Raw genomic sequence first — 25873 nt, forward strand, 5'->3', positions numbered from 1 at the left:
GCCCGACTAGGCTTTGTTTGTCGGGCTCCTCCTCCGGCCGCGCCGCGACCTGCATCGTCGCCCGACTAGGCTTTGTTTGTCGGGCTCCTCCTCCGGCCGCGCCGCGACCTGCATCGTCGCCCGACTAGGCCCAATTTGTCGGGCTCCTCCTCCGGCCGCGCCGCGACCTGCATCGTCGCCCGACTAGGCTCTCCGTGTGCAGGAACCGCTCCGTGTACCGCCGAGTGCACCGGCGCGGCTGGTGGTGCTGGCGTCGGGCACCGGATCGCTGCTGAATTCTCTCCTGGACGCGGCCCAAGGCGACTACCCGGCGCGGGTCGTCGCCGTCGGAGTGGATCGCGACTGCCGCGCCACCCAGATCGCCGCCGACGCGGAAATCCCCTCCTTCGCCGTCCGAGTCGGTGAGCACCCGACCCGCGACGACTGGGACGCAGCCATCACCGAGACCACCGCCGCCCACAACCCGGACCTGGTGGTTTCCGCAGGCTTCATGAGAATTCTTGGTCCGCAATTCCTTTCGCGTTTCAACGGCCGCATCCTGAACACTCACCCGGCGCTGCTACCGGCATTTCCCGGAGCGCACGGCGTCCGCGACGCGCTGGCTTACGGCGTGAAAGTAACCGGCTGTACGGTGCACCTGGTGGATGCCGGCGTGGACACTGGTCCGATACTGGCCCAGCAGCCCGTCGAGGTGCGCGACGGCGACGACGAAGAGACCCTGCATGAACGCATCAAGGTCGTGGAGCGCCAACTCCTGGTGGATGTGGTGGCCGCGATCGCGACCCGCGGCGTGACGGTTACAGAGCGAAAGGCGACCCTGGGATGAACATCGACAAGAAGCCGATCCGTCGCGCATTGATCAGCGTGTACGACAAGACCGGCCTGGTCGAACTGGCCCAGGGCCTCGCCGCCGCCGGCGTCGAGATCGTCTCGACCGGATCGACCGCGAAGACCATTGCGGACAAAGCGATTCCGGTGACCCGCGTCGAGGAACTGACCGGTTTCCCCGAGGTGCTCGACGGGCGCGTCAAGACCCTGCACCCCAAGGTCCACGCCGGTCTGCTGGCCGACCTGCGCAAGCCGGAACACCGGGCGTCGCTGGAGAAGCTCGGCGTCGCAGCCTTCGAACTCGTCGTCGTGAACCTCTACCCGTTCACCCAGACTGTCGAGTCCGGTGCCGGGCCCGACGAGTGCGTGGAGCAGATCGACATCGGCGGACCGTCGATGGTGCGCGCCGCGGCCAAGAACCACCCCAGCGTCGCCGTGGTCACCGATCCCCGCGGGTACGACGGCGTGCTGGCCGCGGTACGGCACGGCGGATTCACCCTCGCCGAGCGAAAGAAGCTGGCGTCGTTGGCTTTTCAGCACACCGCCGAATACGACATCGCCGTGGCGAGCTGGATGCAGGAAACCCTGGCACCCGAAGAGCCACCGCAGGAATTCCCGCACTTCTTCGCCAGAAACTGGCGCCGCCAGGCCACCCTGCGCTACGGCGAGAACCCGCACCAGCAGGCCGCACTCTATCTCGACCCGGGCGCCTGGCCGGGTCTGGCGCAGGCTGAACAGCTGCACGGAAAAGAGATGTCCTACAACAACTTCACCGATGCGGACGCGGCCTGGCGGGCGGCCTTCGACCACGAGCAGACCTGCGTGGCGATCATCAAGCACGCCAACCCGTGCGGCATCGCGATCTCCGACGTCTCGGTGGCCGACGCGCACCGCAAGGCCCACGATTGCGACCCGCTCAGCGCCTTCGGCGGTGTGATCGCGGCCAACACCGAGGTCAGCGTCGAAATGGCGGAGTACGTCAGCACCATCTTCACCGAGGTCATCGTGGCGCCCGCGTACGAGGCGGGCGCGCTCGAGGTGTTGACGCGCAAGAAGAACATCCGGGTCCTGCTGGCCTCGGAGCCACTCGAAGGCGGCCACGAGCTGCGCCCGATCAGCGGCGGACTGCTGATCCAGCAGCGCGACCAGCTCGACGCTCCCGGCGATGACCCGAACAACTGGACGCTGGCCACTGGTGAACCCGCCGACCCGGCCACCCTCACCGACCTGGTGTTCGCCTGGCGGGCCTGCCGGGCGGTCAAGTCCAACGCGATCGTCATCGTCGCGGGCGGCGCCACCATCGGCGTCGGCATGGGCCAGGTCAACCGGGTCGATGCCGCCCGGCTCGCTGTCGAGAGAGGCAATGCACGCGGCGGCGACCGGGTCAGGGGTGCCGTCGGGGCCTCCGATGCGTTCTTCCCGTTCCCGGACGGACTGGAGACGCTCACCGCGGCGGGTGTCAAAGCCGTCGTGCATCCGGGTGGTTCGGTGCGCGACGACGAAGTCACCGCGGCTGCCGCCAAAGCTGGTGTCACGCTGTACCTCACCGGCGCCCGGCACTTCGCGCACTGACCGCTCAGCGAGTGACGCGGGTCGGCAGCGCGTAGCTTGGAGAGGTGACTTCACCGAGCAATCTGCCCCGAACCCTTGGCGAGCTGCGTGCCTCCGGTCACCGTGAGCGCGGGGTAAAGCAGGAGATACGCGAGAATCTGCTGACCGCACTGGCGGACGGCGACGAAGTATGGCCCGGCATCCTCGGTTTCGACGACACCGTGATTCCGCAACTGGAACGGGCGCTGATCGCCGGCCACGACTTCGTGCTGCTGGGTGAACGCGGCCAGGGCAAGACCCGGTTACTGCGGGCGCTGACCGGTCTGCTCGACGAGTGGACCCCGGTGATCGACGGATCGGAGTTGGGCGAGCATCCCTATACGCCGATCACTCCGGAGTGGATCCGCCGCGCCGCCCAGCTGCAGGACGACCTGCCGGTGGCGTGGAAGCACCGCAGCGAGCGCTACACCGAGAAGCTGGCCACTCCCGACACCAGCGTGGCCGACCTGGTCGGTGACATCGACCCGATCAAGGTCGCCGAAGGCCGCAGCCTCGGCGACCCGGAAACCATCGCGTACGGGCTGATTCCACGCGCCCACCGCGGCATCGTAGCCGTCAACGAACTTCCCGACCTCGCCGAGCGCATTCAGGTCTCAATGCTGAATGTGATGGAGGAGCGCGACATCCAGGTCCGCGGCTACACGCTGCGGCTGCCCCTGGACGTGCTGGTGGTCGCGAGCGCCAACCCGGAGGACTACACCAACCGCGGTCGCATAATCACCCCGCTCAAGGACCGGTTCGGCGCCGAGATCCGCACCCACTACCCGCTGGAACTGACGGCCGAGATCGGCGTCATCGCCCAGGAGGCACACCTGAGCGCGCAGGTGCCCGATTACCTGCTGCAGGTGATCGCGCGGTTCGCCCGCTACCTGCGTGAGTCCAGCTCCGTCGACCAGCGCTCCGGGGTGTCGGCACGGTTCGCCATCGCGGCCGCCGAGACGGTCGCGGCCGCGGCCCGGCACCGCGGCGCGATTCTCGGCGAAACGGACCCGGTGGCCCGGGTGGTCGACCTGGGCACGATCATCGACGTGCTGCGCGGCAAGCTGGAATTCGAGTCCGGTGAGGAAGGCCGCGAGCAGGCCGTGCTCGAGCACCTGCTGCGCCGCGCGACCGCCGACACTGCCTCCCGGGTGCTCGGTGGCATCGACGTCGGCACGCTGGTTTCGGCGGTCGAGAGGGGGTCCGCGGTCACGACGGGGGAGCGGGTGTCGGCCAAGGATGTGCTGGGCGCCGTGCCTGGGCTGCCGGTGGTGGACAAGATCGCGGCCAAACTGGGCGCCGAATCCGAGGGGGAGCGGGCCGCGGCACTGGAGCTGGCGCTGGAAGCGCTGTACCTGGCCAAGCGGGTCGACAAAGTATCCGGGGAGGGGCAGACCGTCTATGGCTAGTAACGGGCACTCACAGCGGTACTCGGCGTACACCGGCGGGCCCGACCCGCTGGCCCCGCCGGTGGATCTGCGTGAGGCGCTCGAACAGATCGGGCAGGACGTCATGGCGGGCACCTCCCCGCGCCGGGCGCTGTCGGAGTTGCTGCGCCGCGGCTCGGAGAACATGCGCGGCGCCGACCGGCTGGCCGCCGAGGCGAACCGCAAACGGCGGGACCTGTTGCGCCGCAACAACTTGGACGGCACCCTGCAGGAGATCAAGAAGCTGCTGGACGAGGCGGTGCTGGCCGAACGCAAGGAACTGGCCCGTGCGCTGGACGACGACGCGCGGTTCTCCGAGTTGCAGCTGGAGTCGTTGCCGCCGTCGCCGGCCAAGGCGGTGCAGGAGCTTTCCGAATATCAGTGGCGCAGCCCCGAGGCCCGCCAGAAGTATGACCAGATCAAGGATCTGCTCGGCCGCGAGATGCTCGACCAGCGCTTCGCCGGGATGAAGCAGGCACTGGAAGGCGCCACCGACGAGGACCGCCAGCGTGTCAACGAGATGCTGGACGATCTGAATGACCTGCTGGACAAGCACTCTCGCGGGGAAGACACCGAGCAGGACTTCCAAGATTTCATGGACAAACACGGCGAGTTCTTTCCGGAGAACCCGCAGAACGTCGACGAGTTGCTGGACTCGCTGGCGAAACGGGCCGCGGCCGCCCAGCGGTTCCGCAACAGCCTGAGCCAGGAGCAGCGCGACGAACTGGATGCGTTGGCGCAGCAGGCATTCGGCTCGCCGTCATTGATGAACGCTCTGAACCGCCTCGACGCGCACCTGCAGGCCGCGCGGCCGGGTGAGGACTGGACGGGCGATCAGCAGTTCTCCGGCGACAATCCGTTCGGCATGGGTGAGGGCACCCAGGCGTTGGCGGACATCGGCGAGCTGGAGCAGCTGGCCGAGCAACTCTCGCAGGCATACCCGGGCGCGACTATGGACGACGTCGACCTCGACGCGCTGGCGCGGCAGCTGGGTGATGACGCCGCGGTGGATGCGCGGACGCTCGCCGAACTCGAACGGGCGCTACTCAATCAGGGTTTCCTGGACCGCGGTTCCGACGGGCAGTGGCGACTGTCGCCCAAAGCCATGCGCCGCCTAGGCGAGACGGCGTTGCGGGATGTGGCACAACAACTCTCCGGCCGGCACGGCGAACGTGACCACCGGCGGGCCGGCGCCGCCGGGGAGCTGACCGGCTCCACCAGGCCATGGCAGTTCGGTGACACCGAGCCGTGGAACATCTCCCGCACCCTCACCAATGCCGTGCTGCGGCAGTCGGGGACGCGCACGCTCGACGGCCCCCTGCGCATCACCGTCGACGACGTCGAAGTCTCCGAGACCGAGATGCGTACCCAGGCCGCGGTGGCGCTGCTGGTAGACACCTCGTTCTCGATGGTGATGGAGAACCGGTGGCTGCCGATGAAGCGGACCGCGCTGGCGCTCAACCACCTGGTGAGCACCCGGTTCCGGTCAGATGCCTTGCAGATCATCGCCTTTGGCCGCTACGCACGCACGGTGACAGCAGCTGAGCTGACCGGCCTGGAAGGCGTTTACGAGCAGGGCACCAACCTGCACCATGCGCTCGCGCTGGCGGGGCGGCACCTGCGCAGGCACCCCAACGCACAGCCCGTGGTGCTCGTGGTGACCGATGGGGAGCCGACTGCCCACCTGGAGGATTACGGCGACGGCACATCGGTGTTTTTCGATTACCCGCCGAACCCGCGGACCATTTCCTTTACCGTCAAGGGTTTTGACGACATGGCCCGACTGGGCGCGCAGATCACTATCTTCCGGCTGGGTAGCGACCCCGGCCTGGCCCGGTTCCTGGATAAGATCGCCCGCCGGGTCGGGGGGCGGGTGGTGGTGCCCGATCTCGACGGGCTCGGTGCCGCCGTGGTGGGGGACTATCTGAGTTCGCGCCGCCGGCGCAGCTGACCAACGCGAGCAGACGCAAAGTCGCACGATTGCAAGCAATTTCGTGCGACTTTGCGTCTGCTCGCGCCAGGACTCGCGCCACGACTCGCGCCAGGACTCGCGCCAGGACTCGCGCCCCGGCTAGTACGCGTCGACGGTGCGTCCGCCCGGTGGACCGTAGAGATACGGGTAGTGCACGTTAGGGTCGTTCGACGGCCGCGCATCCAGCGGCGGGGGCGCCGTCCGCCATCCGGCGGGCAGATGGCAGCCGGTGTCATAGGAATAATCCAACGGGCTGCCGTCCACGCCGTTGACCAGTTTGACCGTCGCACCGTCCTCACGGCTCTGCGAGTCGTTGGCCGAACCCACCGGCAATGGCGGACTTCCCGGTGCCGAATTGTTGGGCATGAAGCCCGCGGCCCTGAACACCGCAGCAAGCTGGCCGGCGATCTGCAGCCACTGCGCGGCCGACGGCGGCGGGTCGGCGAAGAACATGTCGCTGTTGACCTGACGGCCGATGCTGCGAGTGAACGGGTCTTGGCAACCGTTGCGCAGGTGACTCGCAGCCATGACCGAAAAACGGCTCTGTGGAGAGTGTTTCGCGACGGCCTCGCGGATCGCGGCGTCAAGGTCGCTGAGCTGTCGTTCGACAACCTCCAAGTCGGGTCGCGCGTTGACGATGGTCTGCAGCCGATCGAGTTCGGAACGCCCAGGATTGGCGTTCGGGTCGATAGTGGTGCGCTTGACACAGCCGGTCACCGCCAGTGTGCCGGCGAGCAGCGCCACCGTGAGCCGGGTCACGGATCGCACGGGTCAGGATCCTCGGGCTCCGGGGTGATGAGGTCGGCGGGCAGGCCTGCCAGCACCACCGCAAGGTTGTAGGCACTCATCCGCAGGTTCCCGTCGCTTCCCATGCGGGCATACTCCGAATGTCCGTAGGCCCGCTCGTGCGGTTGCCCGTCACCGTACCTGCCACTCCACGCGTACCCCTCATCGGCGGACAACTCCGCCATGCCGGGCACGTCCTGCGGCGGGGCGCCGAACGCTGCGAATCCCGGAAGCAGTTCGGAGACAACATCATCGGCACCGATCATGTAATAGGAGTGCCCGGGCGGGACGCCGAGCTGGGAGGCGTCGGTGAGCTCGGCCCCGGGTGAACCGTAGAGCACCACGTCGCTGACCGGGGCGCCCTGCTGCAACGCGAGGCTAGTGGTCAACGATCCGTAGGAGTGGCCGAAGGCGACGATCCCGGGGTCCGCGATGTTGCCGGCCACAGCCAGGCCACGGTAGAAGCTGTTCAGCGCCCGGGCACCGTCGCGCGCGAGCCAGTCGTGCGTCACGTCCCGCAGACTGTCCGGTGCGTCGTAACCGAGCCAGGCGATCGAGGCCACTGCATCGGCATCGGCGACGCCGGCGTTGCGGCGCAGCAGTCGCGCCTCGTCGCGCTGAAATGCGGCCTGCCGCACCATATTCGCGGTGCTGTCGCTCACCCGGGTAGTCAGGCCGCCCACGGTGACGCCGACCCGCTCGGCGTTGTCGACGTCGCCGACCGCAACGGCCGCCAGCACCTTGCCCGGGGTGGTTGCGGTGTCCAGCAGCAGCAGCCGGGAGTCGGGATTCGCGGCCAGGGTATCGCGCAGTGCGGTCAGGTCGGCCAGCTGGCCGGGGTCGGTGTGCCACCCGTAGGAGTCGACCCACCCCTGCTGCAACCGGATGAGTTCCCGTTGCAGCACAGGGGTATTGAGTTCACTGCGGACGCTGCCGGGAATCCCGTCGAGGTTACGTAGCGCGCCCGGAAACCACTGCTTCACCCGGTCCTGCTGGCCCGGCGTCAGCGCTTGCCACCACCGGGCGACGGCATCGGGATCGGTGCCTGGTGGCGGCAGTTGCGGCATCCTGGGCGGCTGGTGACCGAGTTGCGCGTCGACGAGTTCACGATTGAGGCCGCCGTCGGCGCCACGGATGGCCGCGGCCAGATCTTCGTCTGCCCGTTCGGCATCGGCCAGCAGGCTTTGCAGGCTTTCGGTCAGCCGCACGGCCGCGCCAACGATGGCCTGTTGCTCCGCGGCAGGAAAGCCGGCCAGATCCGACGGCGGCAACGCGGTACCCAGCGCCTCGTTGATTTCGACGTGGCTTGCCCGTGCGCCGTCCCGCAGCGCCGTCAGGCGCCGCTTGATGGCGGCGACTTCCTCCGCCGATTGTTCGGCGGCCCGTGCCACGGCAGCACACGCGTCGGCGTGGTCGTCCAGGACGAGCGCGGTATGTCCGGTCGCCGCGTGCGCTGCCTCCGCGGCATCACCCCCGAAACTCAGCAGGCGCATCAGTTCGGTGATTGCCGCCGCCGCGGTACGGGTGCCGTGCGCGCGCCGGATGGCTGCGTCGAAGACCGTGGTGATCGCGGCGGGATCCCAGCGATCGATATCGGCCAGGGTGACCGTCATCGCAGTGAGGCGGCGTTGCTCTGCTCCATCTCGCCTAGACCGACGGCAGCCGACCGGATGCCGTCAGCATGCTCACCGAGGCGGGCCAGGTGTCCCGAGCCGGCGGTGGCCCACCGGTTCAGCAGCTCCGACAACGCCGCGCCCGACGAGCCCACCCACCCTGGTTGCGCGTCGTCGACGTCTCGGTCACAGGACCGCTGCACCCCGTGCAGGACCCGGGCATGGTTGTCCAGTTCGGTGCTGACGTGCAAAAGCATGTCCGGACACGCTCGCAACTCTGCCGCCACCGCAACCCGCCTTCCGCCGACGCGAACGTACGACGAAGCCTGGCATCGGAAAACGGGGCCGGCCACTCATCCCAGCGGCCAGCTGTGGATTACTTGCGGGCCTTGCGCGCCTTGCGCTTGATGCCGACGCCGCCCCACAGCGAGAAGCCCTTGATCCGCACCTTGGGAGCTCCCCGGGTGCCCTCGCCGACCACTTCGTGGTCGAAGTTGCCCATCACGCCGTGTCCGTCGATTTCGACGTTGACTTCGGGCGGCAACAGGAATGTCTGCGCGCTCATGATCGAGTACGCGTGAATCTCGACCTCGGTGGAGGTGAAGTCCGCGTAGCGAAGGTCGATCACCCCGCTGCCCCAGAACGTGAAGGTGGTCAACTTCTTCGGCACGTTCCAGCGGCCGCGGCGCTCGAACCCACTCATGATGGCCAACAGCAGCGTGGACGGTGCCGGATTGCAGTTGCCGCCGCGCCGCGGGCTGACCGCCGTGCCGGGCAGGTCGGCCCGGAGTTGGTCCAGCTCCTGATAGGTGGTGGCGGCGTACGCCTTGGTTAGCCGATCTTCGTATTCGTTGAGCTGGAGGCGACCCTGTTCGGCCGCGTAGGCCAGCAACTGCGCAATCTGGATGCGGTCGGTGTCCTCTGCGCGCGACAGTTCGTCTCGCGTGGCCTTCACATCACGCTGGGCTGGGTTGGTCATCTCACCCGCGAGCTTACGACTTTCCCGGTTTGCTGCAAAAGGTGTTCGCTGAACTGCAACCTTCCCAACGCGCGAGCGGCCCCGTCAGGAGCCCGAGCCGGTGTCGGCGACCCAGTTCGGAGCCCGCTTCCGCAGAAAAGCGAGCATGCCTTCGCGCGCCTCTTCGGAGACGAACAGCCGTGCCGATTCCTCGGTGAGCCGCTCGGCGTCACGATCGAAGCCTTCCAGGACGGCGGCGGTGGTGAGCGCCTTGGATGCCGCCAGGCCCTGCGGCGATCCCCGTCCGACGTCGGCGACCAGACCGGCCACCGCGGCGTCCACGTCGTCGGCGGCCAGGGTGACCAAACCGATCTCGGCGGCTTCGCTGGCGCCGAAGGTTTCCCCCGTGAGGTAGTAGCGCGCGGCGGCTCTCGCGGACAGCTTCGGCAGCAGGGTCAGCGAGATGATCGCCGGCGCGACGCCGATGCGGGCCTCGGTCAGGGCAAAGGTGCTGCGCGGCCCGGCGACCACCATGTCGCACGCACCGACCAGACCGAATCCGCCGGCCCGCACATGGCCGTCGATGGCGCCGATCACCGGCCGCGGTGATGAGACGATCGCGCGCAAGACCGCGGTCATCTCCTTGGCTCGTGCCACCGCGGACTGGAAGGGGTCACCGCCACCACCGGCTTCGCTGAGGTCCGCACCCGCGCAGAAGGTGCCACCGGTGTGTCCGAGCACCACCACGCGCACCCCGGGGTCCGCGGCGGCGGCGCGCAGCCCCTCGTGCAGTTGGGTGACCAGCGTGGTCGACAGCGCGTTGCGGTTGTGCGGTGAGTTCAGCGTGAGCTTGGCGGCCACGCCTTCCCGGGCGTACTCGACGAGTGCGTCCATCAGTACGAGCGGGGCAGGCCCAGCGACGTCTGCGCGACGAAGTTGAGCACCATCTCGCGGCTGATCGGGGCGATCCGCGCCAGCCTCGACGCCGTCAACATTGCGGCCACGCCGTACTCTTTGGTGAGCCCGTTTCCGCCCATCGACTGCACGGCCTGGTCGACGGCCCGGGTGGACGCCTCGCCGGCCGCGTACTTGGCCATGTTCGCGGCCTGCGCCGCGCCGCCGTCGTCGCCGGCGTCGTAGAGCGTCGCCGCCTTCTGCATCATCAGCTTGGCCAGCTCGACCTCGATGTGGCACTGCGCCAACGGGTGCGCCAGACCCTGGTGCGACCCGATCGGGGCGCCCCAGACGTTGCGGGTCTTGACGTAGTCAACGGCCTTGTCGAGCGCGAACCGGCCCATCCCGACGGCGCTGGCCGCACCCATGATGCGTTCGGGGTTCAGGCCCGCGAAAAGCTGTGCGATCGCGGCGTCTTCGGCTCCGACGAGCGCGTCCGACGGCAGCCGCACGTCGTCGATGAACACCTGGAACTGGCGTTCGGGGCTGATCAGCTCCATCTCGATCGGTGTGTAGGTGAAGCCGGGCGAGTCGGTGGGTACGACGAACAGCGCCGGCCGCAGCTTGCCGGTCTTGGCCTCCTCGGTGCGACCCACCACGAGCACCGCCTGGGCCTGGTCGACGCCGGAGATGTAGACCTTCTGGCCCTTGAGGATCCAGTCGCTGCCGTCCCGGCGGGCGGTCGTGGTGATCTTGTGCGAGTTCGATCCGGCATCGGGTTCGGTGATGGCGAACGCCATGGTGAGCGTGCCATCGGCGATCGCGGGGACCCAGCGCTTCTTCTGCTCCTCGGTGCCGAACTTGCTGATGATGGTGCCGTTGATCGCCGGCGACACCACCATGAGCAGCAGCGCGCTGCCGGCGGCCGCCATCTCCTCCATGACCAGCGCGAGCTCGTACATGCCGGCTCCGCCGCCGCCGTACTCCTCGGGCAGGTTCACCCCGAGGAACCCGAGTTTGCCTGCCTCGGACCATAATTCAGTGGTGTGCTCCTGGGCTCGGGCTTTCTTCAGGTAGTACTCGGCGCCGTAGCCGGACGCCCACTCGCGTACCGCCTTGCGCAGCGCCTGGCGGTCTTCGCTTTCGATGAAGCTGGTTTCGGACATTACGAATCTCCTTCTGATCCGGGTGCTTCCACGCGCGCCAGTACGGCGCCCACCTCGACTTGCTGGCCGGTTTGCACATTGATCTCGGCGAGCACGCCGTCGTTCGGCGCGGTGATCGTGTGCTCCATCTTCATGGCTTCCAGCCAGATCAGCGGCTGGCCGGCGGTGACGGTGGCGCCGACTTCAGCGCCGATACGAATGACATTGCCGGGCATGGGCGCAACCAGCGAGCCCTGCTCGACGGCCGAACCCGGTTCGGGGAACCGTGGCACGGCCACCAGGTGCACCGGTCCGCGCGCGGAGTCGACGTACACGTCGTCGCCGAATTGCGTCACCGAGTAGGCGCAGGCCACCCCGTGTTCGGCCAGCACGACCTCATGCGGTGACGCGGACACCAGCTGCACCGCCGGATCGTGCGGCAACGCCAAAGCGGTTCGGGTGAAACGGTATTCAACCCGCTGCTCAGTGTCCGTGTCGTCCCGGTAGGTCTTGACCTGGTAGCCCGAGGACAGGTTGCGCCAGCAGGAGGGGAGTGAGCCCAACGCGCCGGCGATGGCGCGGTTGTGCGCGGCGTCGGCCAGCGCGGCCGCGATCGCCGAGAGTCGCACCGTTGCGCTGTCGGCAAGGGGCGCCGACAACTCGGCCAGCCCGTGAGTGTCGAAGAACGCGGTGTCGGTTGCCCCGTCGAGGAACGCCGGGTGCCGCAGCACGCGCACCAGCAGCTCACGGTTGGTGCGTAGCCCGTGCACCTGGGCGCGGGCCAGCGCGTCGGCGAGCACCAGCGCCGACTGCCGGCGCGTCGGGGCGTACGAGATGACCTTCGCCAGCATCGGGTCGTAGAAAATCGACACGGCCGAGCCGTCGACGATGCCCGAATCCAAGCGGATTCCGGTCCGGTGCCCGAGCGTGCTGAACTCTGCGCGTACCGAAGGCACGTGGATGCGATGCACGGTACCGGCCTGCGGCTGCCAGCCCTGGGCGGGGTCCTCGGCATAGAGGCGCGCTTCGATTGAATGCCCTTGCGCAGCCGGAGGTTCGGCACCGAGCCGGCCTCCGTCGGCGACCTCGAGCTGCAGCTCGACCAGGTCCAGGCCGGTGGTCTCCTCGGTGACGGGGTGCTCGACCTGCAGCCGTGTGTTCATCTCGAGAAAGAAGAACTCACCGTCATCATCGGCGAGGAATTCGACCGTGCCGGCACCGGTGTAGCCGATCGCGCCGGCGGCCAGCCGGGCGGCCTCGAACAGCTTCTCGCGCATCCCCGGCGTGCGCTCGACCAACGGCGACGGCGCCTCTTCGATCACTTTCTGGTGGCGACGCTGGATGGAGCATTCCCGTTCGCCGACGGCCCAGACGGTGCCGTGCGTGTCGGCCATCACCTGCACTTCGATGTGGTGCCCGGTCGGCAGATAACGCTCGCAGAAGACGGTCGGGTCACCGAACGCGGACTGCGCCTCTCGTTGCGCGGCCTCGACTTCGCCTGCCAGGGAAGACAATTCGCGCACCACCCGCATGCCGCGGCCGCCACCGCCGGCGGATGCCTTGACCAGCACCGGCAGCTGGGCCTGCGTGACGGTGTCCGGGTCGAGCTCTTCGAGCACCGGTACACCCGCCGCCGACATCAGCTTCTTGGACTCGATCTTGGAACCCATCGCGCGCACCGAATCGACCGGCGGCCCGACCCAGGTCAGACCGGCATCCTGCACGGCGGCAGCGAATTCGGCGTTCTCGGACAGGAATCCATAACCCGGGTGCACGGCGTCGGCACCGGCGGCACGGGCGGCCGCAATGATCGCCTCGGCATTGAGGTAGTCGTTGGTCTTCGGGAGCCGAACGCGGGCGTCGGCCTCGGCGACGTGCGGGGAGGCCGCGTCCGGATCGGTGTAGACGGCGACGGTCCCCAGACCGAGCCGCCGGCAGGTGGCGAACACCCGCCGGGCGATCTCGCCGCGGTTGGCAACCAGTACTCTCGTGATCCCCATGAAGCTCACATCCGGAAGACGCCGAAGTTCGACGTCCCCTTGATCGGGCCATTGGCTATGGCGGACAGACACATTCCCAGCACGGTGCGGGTATCGCGCGGGTCGATCACCCCGTCGTCGTAGAGCATCCCGGACAACACCAGCGGCAGCGACTCGGCCTCGATCTGGCCTTCGACGGCGGCCCGCATCGCCGCGTCCGCCGCCTCATCGACCTGCTGGCCACGGGCCTCGGCGGCCGCACGGGCCACGATGGACAGCACCCCCGACAGCTGCGCCCCGCCCATGACGGCGGATTTGGCGCTGGGCCAGGCGAAGAGGAACCGCGGATCGTAGGCGCGGCCACACATCCCGTAGTGGCCCGCGCCGTATGAGGCGCCGATCAGCAACGAGATGTGCGGCACGGTCGAGTTGGACACCGCGTTGATCATCATCGAGCCGTGCTTGATCATGCCGCCCTCTTCGTAGTCCTTGCCCACCATGTAGCCGGTGGTGTTGTGCAAGAACAACAATGGCGTGTTCGAACGATTGGCCAGCTGGATGAACTGGGTGGCCTTCTGCGACTCCTCGCTGAACAGCACGCCGCGCGCGTTGGCCAAAATGCCGATGGGATAACCGTGCAATTGGGCCCAACCGGTCACCAGTGACGAACCGTACAGCGGCTTGAACTCGTCGAAGTCGGAGCCGTCGACGATGCGGGCGATCACCTCGCGCGGATCGAACGGGATGCGCAGATCGGCGGGCACGATGCCGATCAGTTCCTCGGTGTCGAACAGCGGCTCGGTGACCGGCTTGGGCGCCGGTCCCTGCTTGACCCAGTTCAGTCGGGCCACGATGCGGCGCCCGATCCGGATCGCATCCAGCTCGTCGTGCGCGAAGTAATCGGCCAGACCCGAGATGCGGGCGTGCATTTCGGCCCCACCGAGTGACTCGTCGTCGGATTCCTCGCCGGTGGCCATCTTCACCAGCGGCGGGCCGGCCAAGAACACCTTGGAGCGCTCCTTGATCATCACCACGTGATCGGACATGCCCGGCACGTAGGCGCCGCCCGCGGTGGAGTTGCCGAATACCAGTGCGATGGTGGGGATTCCGGCGGCCGAGAGCCGGGTCAGGTCACGGAACATCCGTCCGCCCGGGATGAAGATCTCCTTCTGGGTCGGGAGATCGGCACCCCCGGATTCCACCAGAGAGATCACCGGAAGCCGGTTCTCGAACGCGATCTGGTTGGCGCGCAGGATCTTCTTCAGCGTCCAGGGGTTGCTGGTGCCGCCTTTGACCGTGGGGTCGTTGGCGACGATCATGCACTCGACACCCTCGACGACGCCGATTCCGGTGACGGTGCTGGCGCCGACCTTGAAGGGGCTGCCCCAGGCCGCGAGTGGGCTGAGTTCCAAGAACGGGGAGTCGGGGTCGACCAGCAACTCGATGCGCTCGCGGGCGGTCAGCTTGCCGCGTGCGTGATGGCGGTCAACGTATTTGGGCCCGCCGCCTTCGACGGCGTTGGCGAACTCGGCGGCGATCTCGTCGAGCTTGGTGGTCGACGCGGCAGCCGCCTCGGTGAAGGTGGGCCCATTCGGGTCGAGGGTGGATTTCAACAAGCTCATGACTGATATCCCAGGAGCTTGGCGGCCAGCGCGGTCAGGATCTCGGTGGTTCCGCCGCCGATTCCCAGTATGCGCATATCGCGGTACTGGCGTTCGATCTCGGATTCGGCCATATAGCCCATGCCACCAAACAATTGGACGGCCTGGTTGGCCACCCATTCCCCGGCCTCGACGGCGGTGTTCTTGGCGAAGCAGACCTCGGTGATCAGATTGGTCTCGCCTTCTAGCTGGCGCTCCACCACCCGGCGCGAGTACACCCGCGCGACGTCGATCCGCCGTGCCATCTCGGCCAGGGTGTTCTGCACCGACTGCCGGGAGATCAGCGGGCGGCCGAACGTCTCCCGGTCGCGGCACCACTGTGCGGTGATGTCCAGGCAGCGTTGCGCACTCGAATAGGCCTGGGCGGCAAGGGCGATCCGCTCGGACACGAAGGCCTGCGCGATCTGGGCGAAGCCGGTGTTCTCCACGCCGACCAGGTTCTCCACCGGCACCCGCACGTCGGTGTAGGACAGCTCAGCGGTGTCCGAGGAGCGCCAGCCCATTTTGTCCAGCTTGCGTGACACCTCGAATCCCGGCGTGCCCTTGTCGACCACGATCAGCGAAACGCCTGCTGCGCCGGGGCCGCCGGTACGCACCGCGGTCACGACGAAGTCGGCGCGCACCGCGGATGTGATGTAAGTCTTCGCGCCGTTGATCACGTAATGGTCGCCGTCTTTCACGGCTGAGGTCCGCAGGTGCCCGACATCGGATCCGCCGCCGGGTTCGGTGATGGCCAGCGAGCCGATCTTCTCGCCGGCCAGCGTCGGCCGCACATAGGTGTCGATCAGCCGCTGGTCACCTGAGGCGATCATGTGCGGCACCGCGATGCCGCAGGTGAACAACGACGCGAAAACGCCGCCGGGAGCACCGGATTGGTGCATCTCCTCACAGATGAGCACCGCGTCGACGCCATCCCCGCCACCGCCGCCCACCGATTCCGGGAAGTTCGCCCCGAGCAGGCCCGCCTCGCCGGCGCGCAGATGCAGCTCGCGCGGCAGATCGCCGGTGCGCTCCCACTCGTCGATATTGGGCAGCACCTCCCGCTCGGCGAACGAGCGCACGGTCTTACGCAATTGCTCGCGCTCAGGCGTGGTCCAGACGTTCATAACAACTTCTCCGGAATGTCGACGTGACGGCTGCGCAACCATTCGCCCAGCCCCTTTGCCTGCGGATCGAAGCGGGCCTGGTAGGCCACGCCCTGGCCGAGAATGTCTTCGATCACGAAGTTCACCGCCCGGATATTCGGCAGCAGGTGCCGGGTGACGGGCAGGTCGGCCGCTTCGGGCAGCAGCTTTTTCAGCAGATCGACGGTCAGTGTGTGCGCCAGCCAGCGCCACTGGTCGTCGGTGCGGACCCACACCCCGACGTTGGCCGAGCCGCCTTTGTCGCCGCTGCGGGCGCCGGCGATCAGGCCCAGCGGTACCCGTCGGGTGGGCTGGGCGGCCAGCGGTTCGGGCAACTCCGGGTCGCCCGCCGCCTCCAGTGCCAAAGTTTCGGTGGCGCAGGGGATTTCGATGCGGGTGCCGTCGGCGTGCACCGCGACGTGCGGCACCAGCCGGGCGTCGACGTAGCCCGGGGTGTAGACGCCGTACACCTGTCCGTCACCCGGCGGGGCGGTAGAGGTGAAGCCCGGATAGCTGGCGAGCGCCAATTCGACTGCCGCGGCGGAGAATTTGCGTCCGACGTTAGCCGGATCCGGATCGCGCACCACGCAGCTCAGCAGGGCGCTGGCGCCTTGCTCGGTGTCGGCGTCGGGGTGGTCGGTACGGGCCAGCGTCCACTCCAGCTCGGCGGGCTTGACCGTCAGCGTTGCCTCGAGCTGGCGTCGCACCAACTCCGCCTTCGCCTCGATGTCCAGCCCGGTCAATACGAACGTCATGGCGTTGCGGAAGCCGCCGATGCTGTTCAGTGACACCTTGAGCGTCGGCGGTGGCGGTTCGCCGGTGACGCCGCTGATTCGCACCCGGTCGGGGCCGTCGGACGCCAGCGTGATGCTGTCCATCCGGGCAGTCACATCCGGATTGGCATAGCGGGCGCCGGTGATCTCGTAGAGCAACTGTGCGGTGACGGTATCCACGCTGACCAGGCCGCCGGTGCCGGGATGCTTGGTGATTACCGAGGAGCCGTCGTCATAGACCTCGGCAAGGGGGAAGCCGGGATATGTCAGATCCTTGACCTCGGTGAAAAACGAGAAGTTGCCGCCGGTGGCCTGGGTGCCGCACTCGATGACGTGGCCGGCCACGACTGCGCCGGCGAGTCGGTCGTAATCGGTGCGGCCCCAGCCGAAGTGCGCGGCCGCGGACCCGACGATCACCGAGGCGTCGGTGACCCGGCCGGTGATCACGACGTCGGCTCCGGCATTCAGGCAGTCCGCGATGCCCCAACTGCCCAGGTAAGCATTCGCGGTCAGCGGCGTGCCCAGTCCGAGCTCGGCCGCGCGCTGTTGCAGGTCGTCGCCTTCCACGTGGGCAACCCGCGCCGGGACACCCAGGCGCTGGGCCAGTGCCCGCACCGCATCCGCCAGCCCGGCGGGGTTGAGGCCGCCGGCATTGGTGACGATGCGCACGCCGCGCTCGTGGGCCAGACCCAGACACTCTTCAAGCTGGGTGAGGAAGGTCTTGGCGTAACCGCGTTCGGGGTTCTTCATCCGGTCGCGGCCCAGGATCAGCATGGTCAATTCGGCGAGGTAGTCACCGGTGACGTAGTCGACTTCACCGCCGGTGAGCATCTCGCGCATCGCCGACAGCCGGTCGCCGTAGAAACCGGAGCAGTTCGCGATACGCACGGCGCCAGAAGGGGCCCCGGAAGACAACCCGGAAGACAACTCGGAAGACAATGGGCGCGTCCTCCCTCCATTGGGATGATTCGGCGGCCGCAATCAACCAACCAACCGGTAGGTTAGCGGGTGTCGGTGGCAGCGCGTCAACCGGCTCAGCGCGTGCCTGTGTAAGGGCCATTTTGGTGACCGGCCGGTGTACCCACTACCCTTGAGGTCAACTGTCGCCGTCCGGCCCGCAAAGCCATGGAGCGCGACACGCCCGACCGAAAGCCCCACACGAGGAGTTAGGCCCGACCATGGCCGTACCTAAGCGCAGAATGTCGCGCTCGAATACCCGCAGCCGGCGTTCGCAGTGGAAGGCCACCGCGACAGGGCTGGTCAACGTGAACGTCGCCGGTCAGAAGCACAAGGTGCCCCGCCGGCTGCTCAAGGCCGCCCGCCTCGGGCTGGTCGACCTCGACAAGCGCTGACGTCCCAGTCAGTCGTAGTCGGCGTACGCCTCACTGCGTGACTAGCGGCTCCTCGGCGCGCCTCTCAGGCCGCTCTCAGGCCTCCGTACGAAACTAGGCTCCGTGCGAATACTTGTCGTCGACGACGATCGTGCCGTGCGCGAGTCGCTGCGCAGGTCGCTCTCCTTCAACGGCTACTCGGTGGAGTTGGCCCACGACGGGGTTGAGGCGCTCGAACTGATCGCCAGCGACCGCCCTGATGCGGTGGTGCTGGATGTGATGATGCCGCGGCTGGACGGCCTCGAGGTGTGCCGGCAGCTGCGCAGCACCGGCGACGACCTGCCCATTCTGGTGCTCACCGCTCGCGATTCGGTCTCCGAGCGCGTCGCGGGGCTGGACGCCGGGGCCGACGACTACCTGCCCAAGCCGTTCGCTCTCGAGGAACTGCTGGCACGGATGCGGGCGCTGCTGCGCCGCACCAAGCCAGAAGACGCCGCCGAGTCGGTGGCGATGACCTTCTCGGATCTGAGCCTGGACCCTGTCACGCGCGAAGTCATCCGGGGGCAACGGCGGATCAGTCTCACCCGCACCGAGTTCGCCCTCCTGGAGATGTTGATCGCGAACCCGCGGCGCGTGCTGACCCGCAGTCGCATTCTCGAGGAGGTGTGGGGATTCGACTTCCCCACCTCGGGTAATGCGCTCGAGGTGTACGTGGGATATCTGCGTCGCAAGACCGAGGCCGACGGCGAGCCGCGGCTGATCCACACCGTGCGCGGGGTGGGTTACGTGCTACGCGAAACGCCGCCCTGATGACCTGGTTCCGCCGCGCTGACCGGGCCGGCCGCGCACCGCTGCGGGCGACCAGCTCGTTGTCGCTGCGATGGCGGGTCATGCTGCTGGCGATGTCGATGGTGGCGATGGTTGTGGTCCTGATGTCCCTGGCCGTCTACGCGGTGATCTCCGCCGCCCTCTACAGCGACATCGACAACCAGCTGCAGAGCCGGGCGCAATTGTTGATCGCCAGCGGTTCGCTGGCGGCCGATCCGGGTAAGGCCATCGAGGGCACGGCGTACTCGGATGTCAACGCGATGCTGGTGAACCCCGGAAAGTCGATCTATACCGCCAACCAACCGGGGCAGACCCTCCCGGTGGGCTCGCCGGAGAAGGCCGTCATCCGCGGTGAGCTGTTCATGTCCCGGCGCACCGCCGCCGACCAGCGAGTGCTGGCGATACACCTGAACAACGGCAGTTCCCTGCTCATCTCCAAGAGCCTCAAGCCCACCGAACACGTCATGGGCAAATTGCGCTTCGTGCTGCTGATGGTCGGCGGGGTGGGTGTCGCGATCGCCGCGGTCGCCGGCGGGATGGTGACCCGGGCGGGGCTACGCCCGGTCGGTCGCCTCACTGAAGCGGCCGAGCGGGTTGCCCGAACCGACGACCTGCGCCCCATTCCGGTGTTCGGCAGCGACGAACTGGCGCGGCTCACTGAGGCCTTCAACCTGATGCTGCGGGCGCTGGCCGAATCCCGGGAACGCCAGGCGCGGCTGGTCACCGATGCCGGCCACGAACTGCGCACCCCGCTGACGTCCTTGCGCACCAACGTCGAACTGCTGATGGCCTCGATGGCGCCCGGCGCGCCCCGGCTACCGGAGCAGGAGATGGTCGACCTGCAGGCGGACGTGATCGCGCAGATCGAGGAATTGTCGACGTTGGTCGGCGACCTTGTCGACCTCACCCGGGGGACGCCGGCCACGCCGTGCACGAACCGGTGGACATGGCCGACGTCATCGACCGGAGTCTGGAGCGAGTCCGGCGGCGCCGCAACGACATTCACTTCGACGTCGACGTGATCGGCTGGCAGGTGTACGGCGACTCCGCGGGGTTGTCGCGCGCGGCGCTGAACCTGATGGACAACGCGGCCAAGTGGAGTCCGACCGGCGGGCATGTTGGTGTCACGCTGCGCCAACTCGATCCGTCCCACGCCGAGTTGGTGGTGTCGGATCGGGGTCCGGGCATTCCGCCGCAGGAACGGCGCCTGGTGTTCGAACGCTTCTACCGCTCGACGTCGGCGCGGGCCATGCCCGGTTCGGGTCTGGGCCTGGCGATCGTCAAGCAGGTCGTGCTCAACCACGGGGGGTCGTTGCGTGTGGAGGACACCGAACCGGGCGGCCAACCGCCAGGAACGTCGATCTACGTGCTGCTACCCGGGCGCCCGATGCCGGGAACGGCGCACCCGTCGGCTGTCGTCGTCGCGGAGCGCGACGCGGGAACCGACACGCGGGGAAACTCCGTTAGAGGTACGGGTGACAGCGCAAACTCACGGGGATCCACGAATGTCATCTCAGTCGATTCTTAGTCCGCGCAAGCAAGGTAGTTGACAGTTAGGGTTGAAAACCAGCGCCATGCAAGCAACGCGTGGTCGAGTCGGCTTGAAGTAAGCCCCCAAGGTAGAGGAAGAACGTTTTAGCGACATGACGAATCACCCGAGGTATTCGCCACCGCCGCAGCAGCCGGGATACGGTGCCACGCCCAGTCAGCCGGCACCGCCCGCCTATGCCCAGGGGCAGCAGAGCTACAACCAGCAGTTCGACTGGCGCTACCAGCCCCAGCAGCAGTACCGCTCCTCCTACGACCCGCTCAGTGGCACCGGGGCGGGCCCCATACCCGGCAACACCGGGTCCGGTCCCATTCCGGGCAGCACCGGGGCGGGCCCGATCCCCGGCGGTACCGGCGCCCGGCCGATTCCGGGCGGTACCGGCGGCGGTCCGATTCCGCCCGGTCCCGGGCCGATGCCGCCGATGATGGCGCCCATGTCACCGCCGCCGCGGCGGCGGCGCTCGGCCGGGTTGATCTTCGGCGCTCTGGCCATCGCGGTGGTCTCCGCCGGCATCGGTGGCGCGGCCGCGACGGTGGTGGAACTGGGTCACCAATCCAGCACCGGCCACGGCACCACCGCGGCCTCGGGTGGCGCACCGAGTGTCCCGGCGGCCAACATGCCGCCGGGTTCGGTGGAGCAGGTCGCTTCGAAGGTGGTGCCCAGCGTCGTCATGCTGGAGACCGACCTGGGCCGGCAGTCCGAAGAAGGCTCCGGTGTCGTTCTGTCGGCCGACGGGCTGATCCTGACCAACAACCACGTCGTCGCCGCGGCCGCCAAGCCGCCGGCCGGAAGTCCGCCGCCGAAAACGACGGTGACGTTCTACGACGGCCGCACCTCGACGTTCACCGTCATCGGGGCCGACCCGACCAGCGACATCGCGGTGGTCAAGGTGCAGGGCGCCTCCGGCCTCACGCCGATCGCGATGGGGTCCTCGGCCGGCCTGAAGGTCGGCCAACCGGTGGTGGCCATCGGTTCTCCGCTGGGCCTGGCCGGCACCGTGACCACCGGCATCGTCAGCGCGCTCAACCGTCCCGTCTCGACGACCGGCGAGGCCGGCAACCAGAACACCGTGCTGGACGCCGTTCAGACCGACGCCGCCATCAACCCCGGTAACTCCGGTGGCGCACTGGTCAACATGAACTCCCAACTGGTCGGCATCAACTCGGCCATCGCCACATTGGGCGCCGATTCCGGCGACGCGCAGAGCGGCTCCATCGGTCTGGGCTTCGCGATCCCCGTCGACCAGGCCAAGCGCATCGCCGACGAACTGATCAGCACCGGCAAGGCAACACACGCTTCCCTCGGGGTGCAGGTGACTACCGACAAGGGTGTCCCAGGTGCCAAGGTGATGGAGGTCGTGGGCAACGGCGCGGCCGCCAACGCGGGCGTCCCCAAGGGCGTCGTCGTGACCAAGGTCGACGACCGTCCGATCAACAGTGCCGACGCGCTCGTCGCCGCGGTGCGTTCCAAGGCGCCCGGCGACAAGGTGGCGCTGACATACCAGGATCCTGCCGGCGGCAACCGCACGGTGCAGGTCACGCTCGGGAAGGCGGACAGTTGATGAAGGTCGAAGGGCAGCTGTCCGACCTCGGATATACGGTTGTACCCGTGGAACAGGGCGCGGAGTTGGTAGTCGGGCGGGCACTCGTCGTAGTCGTCGACGACCGGACTGCGCACGGCGACGAGGACCACAGCGGTCCGTTGGTCACCGAGTTGCTCACCGAAGCCGGGTTCGTGGTCGACGGTGTGGTGGCGGTCGAGGCTGACGAGGTCGAGATCCGAAACGCGTTGAACACCGCCGTGATCGGCGGGGTGGACCTGGTGGTGTCGGTCGGCGGCACCGGGGTGACGCCGCGCGACGTCACTCCGGAAGCCACCCGCGACATCCTGGACCGGGAAATCCTCGGCATCGCCGAAGCCATCCGCGCGTCGGGGCTGTCCGCGGGCATCACCGACGCCGGCCTGTCACGTGGGCTGGCCGGGGTCTCCGGCAGCACGCTGGTAGTGAACCTGGCCGGCTCCCGCTACGCCGTGCGCGACGGGATGGCGACGCTCAACCCGCTGGCCGCGCACATCATCGGCCAGCTGTCGAGCCTGGAGATCTGAGGCGGGCTCAGCTCTCGGCGCGGGGCCCGTGTTCCGGCGGGGCTGACAGCGGCACGGATGCCGGCGAGCCGCCGTGCCTGCCCGAGGAACTGCCGTTGGTCTGCGCGAGCAGGTCGCGGATCTCTTCGAGCAGGACCACCTGCGCGTCGTCGGCCTGCTCGACCTCGCCCTTCTTGCGCAGCTTGCTGTAGGGCAGCACGATCAGGAAATACAGCACCGCGGCGACCAGGATGAAATTGATGGCGGCCGCCAGCACGTCGTTGAGGTTGATGAACTGATTGGTGCCCGGGATCTGTTGTTTCAAGATGCCGTGCTCCTCATTCTTGTCCATGCCGATCGAGCTCACCAACGGGTTGACGACGCCATCGGTGAAACTTTTGACCAAGGTCGTGAACGCCGCCCCGATGACCACCGCTATCGAGAGATCGACGATGTTGCCCCGCGAGAGAAACTCCTTGAACCCTTTGAGCATGGGATGTCCCTTCTTGATCGGACAGGCTTTGCTGCCGATCACGTGCTCAGCGGTGGCCGGGTACTCAGTGCAAGGTGAGGGTGACCGTCTGACCTAGCGCCGAGCCAGCCACCGTGTTCGCCACGCGAGCCGGCAGCGCAACCAAGACTACGCGGTCCGACTCCCCGGACCGTAGCTTCTCCTTGGCCGACACGAGCACCACCACGGCATCGGTGGCGATCACCTTGCTGAGCGCCGGGCCGGGTTGCTGAACTTCACCGGCCGGGGCGGCCAGCACGTCGACGACGTCGCCGACCCGGACCAGGTCGATCAGCGCGCCGTCGGCCAGATGCAGGGGCACGATCCGGGCCCCGGGGCCCGCGGTCGACTCGGCCAGTCGGCTGCCCAGTAACCGGACGTCGGTGAGCACCTCGCCGCGGCGTGCCGGACCCGCCAGCGTCGCACCGAGCACCCGACCGGAGTCTGTCATCGATCCCTCGGGAACCGTTGTCGCCGAGCGCTTCTCAACTCGGACATCGGCGTCTGTCAGGGCGGTGCCGGAACCGAGGTCGCGGGCGGCCACCACCACGTCGACGCGGTCAGCCTCAGGGTCGGAGCGCAGCGCCGCGATGCCGGCCAGCACCACCAGCCCGCCCGCGGCGACCCGCCGGGCCAGGACGGTCCTGGTCCAGTCCGGACGGCACGCTGCTGCGAAACGACTGATCAGGGTCGGATTCAGCGATGGTTCCCGCACGCCGTCACGGTAGGCGTGGGAGAGCGGCGGTCGTTGACGGCGCGTCTGGCGCCTGTGGATAACTAGCTGGTCGCGGCCGCGGTGGAAGCGGTGCTGCTACTGGTCTTCTCGCTCGAGCCCGATGACTTGGTCTCGCTGGAGGTAGAACCCGAACTCGATTCGCCCGAGCCTGAATTCGAGGACGAGCCGTTGCTGGAACTCTTGTCTTGCTTTCCGGCCTCGCGGCTGTCGGTGCGGTAGAAGCCGCTGCCTTTGAACACGACTCCAACCGAGTTGAACAGCTTGCGCAGCCGCCCAGAGCACTTCTCGCAGGTGGTCAGCGCGTCCTCGGTGAAGGCTTGCACCTTGTCGAAGCGGTCTCCGCATTCGGTGCACACGTAGCTGTACGTCGGCACAAAAACCTCCGGATGATGTTAAGTCTGGATTAGCACTCTACCGTTTCAAGTGCTAGAACCGCCACGTGATGGCGATCATTCCCGGGTCGGCAGCGCAATCAGCCCGCGTCCCGGGGTGAGTGCGTGCGTCATCGGCACGTCATGCGGCTCCGACGGCAACTCGTCCACCAGTTCGGTGTCCCGCACGATCGCGACCAGACGCGCCTGGGGGTCCCGGACCGACAGGGAGCGGTCATAGAAGCCGCGCCCGCGGCCCAGCCGCACACCACGGCGGTCGACCGCGAGCGCAGGCAGCAGCACCAAAGTGGCCTCGCCCAGCATCGACGCCGGCAACCAGGGTCGCGGTGGTTCCAGCAATCCCCAGCGCGCCGCCACCAGCTGACCGTGGCGGTACTCGCCCCATCGCAGGGGCAGCGGCGTGTCGTCGGCGCCAACGCGCGCCACCGGCAACAGGACCCGGCCGGCGCGGCGCAGCAACACATCGAGCATGGCCGTCGACCCGGGCTCCGAACCCACCGGGACGTACGCGCACACCGTCCCGGCAGCTATCTCCACCTGCTCCAAGTGCTCGGTCAGCAGCTGTGCCTCGGCGGCGCGAACGTCGTCGTCAACCTCGCGGCGCGCGGCGACCAATCGGTCCCGCAACGCCGCCTTGCCCGCGGTTGCCATGGCTTCAACGATGTCAGAACATCCGCAGCGCGCACGTTCTCCCCGCCAGCAGGTTTGTGTGCGGCCGATAAGGCTATGGTGAGAACCGATGTCACGCCCAGAGATCCCGATTCCGTTCACGGCGATTGTTCCCGCCGCCGGCTTGGGGACGCGTTTTCTCCCCGCGACCAAGACCGTGCCGAAGGAGCTGCTACCCGTCGTCGACACCCCGGGTATCGAGCTGGTCGCCGCCGAAGCTGCCGACGCCGGTGCCGAGCGCCTGGTGATTATCACCTCCGAAGGCAAGGACGGCGTCGTCGCGCACTTCGTTGAGGACCTGGTGCTTGAGGGCACCCTGGAGGCCCGCGGTAAGAAGGCCATGCTGGCCAAGGTCCGCCGCGCTCCGGCGCTGATCAAGGTCGAGTCCGTGGTGCAGGCCGAACCGCTCGGGCTGGGCCACGCGATCAGCTGTGTGGAGCCCACCCTGGCGGCCGACGAGGACGCGGTCATGGTCCTGCTGCCCGACGACCTGGTGTTGCCCACCGGTGTGCTGGAGACGATGGCACAGGTCCGGGCCGAGCACGGCGGCACGGTGTTGTGCGCCATCGAGGTGACGCCCGAGGAGATCAGCGCCTACGGCGTCTTCGACGTCGAACCGGTGCCCGGCGGCAGCAACCAGGACGTGCTGCGGGTCAAGGGCATGGTCGAAAAGCCCAAATCGGAAGACGCTCCGTCGCTGTTCGCGGCGGCCGGACGCTATGTGCTGGATCGCGCGATTTTCGACGCGCTGCGCCGGATCGACCGGGGCGCCGGCGGGGAAGTGCAGCTGACGGACGCGATCGCGTTGCTGATCTCCGAGGGCCATCCGGTCCACGTCGTGGTGCATCGCGGATCCCGACACGACTTGGGAAATCCCGGCGGCTACCTCAAGGCTGCGGTTGACTTTGCATTGGATCGTGACGACTACGGCCCGGAACTGCGGCGGTGGTTGGTGGCGCGATTGGGCCTGACCGAACAGTAGCGGCGGCTCAGTTCGCCTGGCTGGACGGCAGGAAGGCGCA

Annotated in this window: 21 protein-coding genes and 3 pseudogenes; 10 read left to right on the forward strand and 14 right to left on the reverse strand. The window is 67.9% G+C overall.

Translation table 11 applies throughout. The features are described from left to right. The first annotated feature begins 196 nt into the window (after window positions 1-196). From purN to ACNQS7_RS25510, 4 genes are read left to right on the forward strand one after another with little or no spacing between them, the layout of a single operon-like run. Window positions 197-826, forward strand: coding sequence for a phosphoribosylglycinamide formyltransferase (gene purN, locus ACNQS7_RS25495; protein ID WP_418014722.1), 630 nt, complete (start codon window positions 197-199; stop codon window positions 824-826). Further along, the gene (gene purH, locus ACNQS7_RS25500; RefSeq protein ID WP_418014723.1) at window positions 823-2400 is read left to right on the forward strand and encodes a bifunctional phosphoribosylaminoimidazolecarboxamide formyltransferase/IMP cyclohydrolase; all 1578 of its coding nucleotides are present in this window, start codon (window positions 823-825) and stop codon (window positions 2398-2400) included. Before purN ends, purH begins: the two co-directional genes overlap by 4 nt. Window positions 2401-2444: 44 nt before the next feature. Next, window positions 2445-3827 (forward strand): sigma 54-interacting transcriptional regulator, encoded by a 1383-nt coding sequence (locus tag ACNQS7_RS25505; RefSeq protein ID WP_418014724.1) that lies wholly within the window; start codon window positions 2445-2447, stop codon window positions 3825-3827. After that, window positions 3820-5796, forward strand: a complete 1977-nt coding sequence (locus tag ACNQS7_RS25510; protein ID WP_418014725.1) for a VWA domain-containing protein — start codon at window positions 3820-3822, stop codon at window positions 5794-5796. Before ACNQS7_RS25505 ends, ACNQS7_RS25510 begins: the two co-directional genes overlap by 8 nt. Before the next feature lie 120 nt (window positions 5797-5916). Here the strand turns inward: ACNQS7_RS25510 and ACNQS7_RS25515 are convergent, their stop codons facing one another. The 10 genes and pseudogenes from ACNQS7_RS25515 to ACNQS7_RS25560 all read right to left on the reverse strand — a co-directional run bounded on the left by ACNQS7_RS25515 (window position 5917) and on the right by ACNQS7_RS25560 (window position 17638). After that, on the reverse strand, window positions 5917-6585 hold the full coding sequence (locus ACNQS7_RS25515; RefSeq protein ID WP_418014726.1) for an LppA family lipoprotein: 669 nt from the start codon (window positions 6583-6585) through the stop codon (window positions 5917-5919). Then, window positions 6573-8216, reverse strand: coding sequence for an alpha/beta hydrolase (locus tag ACNQS7_RS25520; RefSeq protein ID WP_418014727.1), 1644 nt, complete (start codon window positions 8214-8216; stop codon window positions 6573-6575). Before ACNQS7_RS25520 ends, ACNQS7_RS25515 begins: the two co-directional genes overlap by 13 nt. Beyond that, a complete protein-coding gene (locus ACNQS7_RS25525) occupies window positions 8213-8569 on the reverse strand; it encodes a WXG100 family type VII secretion target (protein WP_418014728.1) in 357 nt (118 codons plus the stop codon). The genes ACNQS7_RS25520 and ACNQS7_RS25525 overlap by 4 nt, the downstream gene beginning before the upstream one ends. Before the next feature lie 23 nt (window positions 8570-8592). Then, on the reverse strand, window positions 8593-9195 hold the full coding sequence (locus ACNQS7_RS25530) for a DUF1707 SHOCT-like domain-containing protein (protein WP_418014729.1): 603 nt from the start codon (window positions 9193-9195) through the stop codon (window positions 8593-8595). An 83-nt stretch (window positions 9196-9278) separates the two neighbouring features. After that, window positions 9279-10068, reverse strand: a pseudogene (locus ACNQS7_RS25535) (enoyl-CoA hydratase family protein); the annotation flags it as partial. Further along, the gene (locus tag ACNQS7_RS25540; protein ID WP_055576907.1) at window positions 10068-11234 is read right to left on the reverse strand and encodes an acyl-CoA dehydrogenase family protein; all 1167 of its coding nucleotides are present in this window, start codon (window positions 11232-11234) and stop codon (window positions 10068-10070) included. The gene ACNQS7_RS25540 and the pseudogene ACNQS7_RS25535, both read right to left, overlap by 1 nt. Further along, window positions 11234-13213, reverse strand: coding sequence for an acetyl/propionyl/methylcrotonyl-CoA carboxylase subunit alpha (locus tag ACNQS7_RS25545; RefSeq protein WP_418014730.1), 1980 nt, complete (start codon window positions 13211-13213; stop codon window positions 11234-11236). The genes ACNQS7_RS25540 and ACNQS7_RS25545 overlap by 1 nt, the downstream gene beginning before the upstream one ends. Before the next feature lie 5 nt (window positions 13214-13218). Then, window positions 13219-14808, reverse strand: a complete 1590-nt coding sequence (locus ACNQS7_RS25550) for an acyl-CoA carboxylase subunit beta (RefSeq protein WP_310787119.1) — start codon at window positions 14806-14808, stop codon at window positions 13219-13221. Between the two features lie 2 nt (window positions 14809-14810). Further along, a complete protein-coding gene (locus tag ACNQS7_RS25555; protein ID WP_055576905.1) occupies window positions 14811-15959 on the reverse strand; it encodes an acyl-CoA dehydrogenase family protein in 1149 nt (382 codons plus the stop codon). Then, on the reverse strand, window positions 15956-17638 hold the full coding sequence (locus ACNQS7_RS25560) for an acyclic terpene utilization AtuA family protein (RefSeq protein WP_418014731.1): 1683 nt from the start codon (window positions 17636-17638) through the stop codon (window positions 15956-15958). The genes ACNQS7_RS25555 and ACNQS7_RS25560 overlap by 4 nt, the downstream gene beginning before the upstream one ends. A gap of 290 nt (window positions 17639-17928) precedes the next feature. Here ACNQS7_RS25560 and rpmF point away from each other — a divergent pair, with 290 nt between their 5' ends. From rpmF to ACNQS7_RS25585, 5 genes and pseudogenes are all read left to right on the forward strand, one after another. Then, complete coding sequence (gene rpmF / locus ACNQS7_RS25565) at window positions 17929-18102, forward strand: 50S ribosomal protein L32 (RefSeq protein ID WP_055576903.1); 174 nt, start codon at window positions 17929-17931, stop codon at window positions 18100-18102. Window positions 18103-18204: 102 nt separating this feature from the next. After that, window positions 18205-18891: a two-component system response regulator MprA gene (mprA, locus tag ACNQS7_RS25570; RefSeq protein WP_055576902.1), complete on the forward strand. Its 687-nt coding sequence runs from the start codon at window positions 18205-18207 to the stop codon at window positions 18889-18891. After that, window positions 18891-20437, forward strand: a pseudogene (locus tag ACNQS7_RS25575) (ATP-binding protein). The gene mprA and the pseudogene ACNQS7_RS25575 overlap by 1 nt, the downstream one beginning before the upstream one ends. A 354-nt stretch (window positions 20438-20791) precedes the next feature. Next, window positions 20792-22019, forward strand: a pseudogene (locus tag ACNQS7_RS25580) (S1C family serine protease); the annotation flags it as partial. Further along, a complete protein-coding gene (locus tag ACNQS7_RS25585; protein ID WP_055576899.1) occupies window positions 22019-22564 on the forward strand; it encodes a MogA/MoaB family molybdenum cofactor biosynthesis protein in 546 nt (181 codons plus the stop codon). The pseudogene ACNQS7_RS25580 and the gene ACNQS7_RS25585, both read left to right, overlap by 1 nt. Before the next feature lie 7 nt (window positions 22565-22571). Here ACNQS7_RS25585 and mscL read toward each other — a convergent pair whose 3' ends face one another. The 4 genes from mscL to ACNQS7_RS25605 all read right to left on the reverse strand — a co-directional run bounded on the left by mscL (window position 22572) and on the right by ACNQS7_RS25605 (window position 24833). After that, on the reverse strand, window positions 22572-23036 hold the full coding sequence (mscL, locus tag ACNQS7_RS25590) for a large-conductance mechanosensitive channel protein MscL (protein ID WP_418014732.1): 465 nt from the start codon (window positions 23034-23036) through the stop codon (window positions 22572-22574). 64 nt (window positions 23037-23100) lie between these two features. Then, entirely contained in the window at window positions 23101-23769 is a 669-nt protein-coding gene (locus ACNQS7_RS25595) for an SAF domain-containing protein (protein ID WP_418014733.1), read from the reverse strand. A gap of 62 nt (window positions 23770-23831) precedes the next feature. Then, window positions 23832-24164, reverse strand: coding sequence for an FmdB family zinc ribbon protein (locus tag ACNQS7_RS25600; protein ID WP_418014734.1), 333 nt, complete (start codon window positions 24162-24164; stop codon window positions 23832-23834). A gap of 75 nt (window positions 24165-24239) precedes the next feature. Continuing rightward, complete coding sequence (locus tag ACNQS7_RS25605; protein WP_418014735.1) at window positions 24240-24833, reverse strand: 5-formyltetrahydrofolate cyclo-ligase; 594 nt, start codon at window positions 24831-24833, stop codon at window positions 24240-24242. An 88-nt stretch (window positions 24834-24921) separates the two neighbouring features. On the opposite strand from ACNQS7_RS25605, the gene ACNQS7_RS25610 reads away from it, so the two are divergent. Further along, a complete protein-coding gene (locus tag ACNQS7_RS25610) occupies window positions 24922-25833 on the forward strand; it encodes a UTP--glucose-1-phosphate uridylyltransferase (RefSeq protein WP_418014736.1) in 912 nt (303 codons plus the stop codon). Window positions 25834-25873: the final 40 nt, after the last annotated feature.

Origin of the sequence: Mycobacterium sp. 23 (assembly GCF_048287075.1) — a bacterium.
GTDB classification, from domain to species: Bacteria; Actinomycetota; Actinomycetes; order Mycobacteriales; family Mycobacteriaceae; genus Mycobacterium; species Mycobacterium gordonae_B.

Bases quoted from the DNA above. Each gene is read 5' to 3' on its own strand.
- purH (WP_418014723.1), top strand. From the start codon at position 823: ATGAACATCGACAAGAAGCCGATCCGTCGCGCATTGATCAGCGTGTAC.
- ACNQS7_RS25510 (WP_418014725.1), top strand. From the start codon at position 3,820: ATGGCTAGTAACGGGCACTCACAGCGGTACTCGGCGTACACCGGCGGG.
- ACNQS7_RS25520 (WP_418014727.1), bottom strand. From the start codon at position 8,216: ATGACGGTCACCCTGGCCGATATCGATCGCTGGGATCCCGCCGCGATC.
- ACNQS7_RS25530 (WP_418014729.1), bottom strand. From the start codon at position 9,195: ATGACCAACCCAGCCCAGCGTGATGTGAAGGCCACGCGAGACGAACTG.
- ACNQS7_RS25540 (WP_055576907.1), bottom strand. From the start codon at position 11,234: ATGTCCGAAACCAGCTTCATCGAAAGCGAAGACCGCCAGGCGCTGCGC.
- ACNQS7_RS25545 (WP_418014730.1), bottom strand. From the start codon at position 13,213: ATGGGGATCACGAGAGTACTGGTTGCCAACCGCGGCGAGATCGCCCGG.
- ACNQS7_RS25555 (WP_055576905.1), bottom strand. From the start codon at position 15,959: ATGAACGTCTGGACCACGCCTGAGCGCGAGCAATTGCGTAAGACCGTG.
- rpmF (WP_055576903.1), top strand. From the start codon at position 17,929: ATGGCCGTACCTAAGCGCAGAATGTCGCGCTCGAATACCCGCAGCCGG.
- ACNQS7_RS25585 (WP_055576899.1), top strand. From the start codon at position 22,019: ATGAAGGTCGAAGGGCAGCTGTCCGACCTCGGATATACGGTTGTACCC.
- mscL (WP_418014732.1), bottom strand. From the start codon at position 23,036: ATGCTCAAAGGGTTCAAGGAGTTTCTCTCGCGGGGCAACATCGTCGAT.
- ACNQS7_RS25605 (WP_418014735.1), bottom strand. From the start codon at position 24,833: ATGGCAACCGCGGGCAAGGCGGCGTTGCGGGACCGATTGGTCGCCGCG.
- ACNQS7_RS25610 (WP_418014736.1), top strand. From the start codon at position 24,922: ATGTCACGCCCAGAGATCCCGATTCCGTTCACGGCGATTGTTCCCGCC.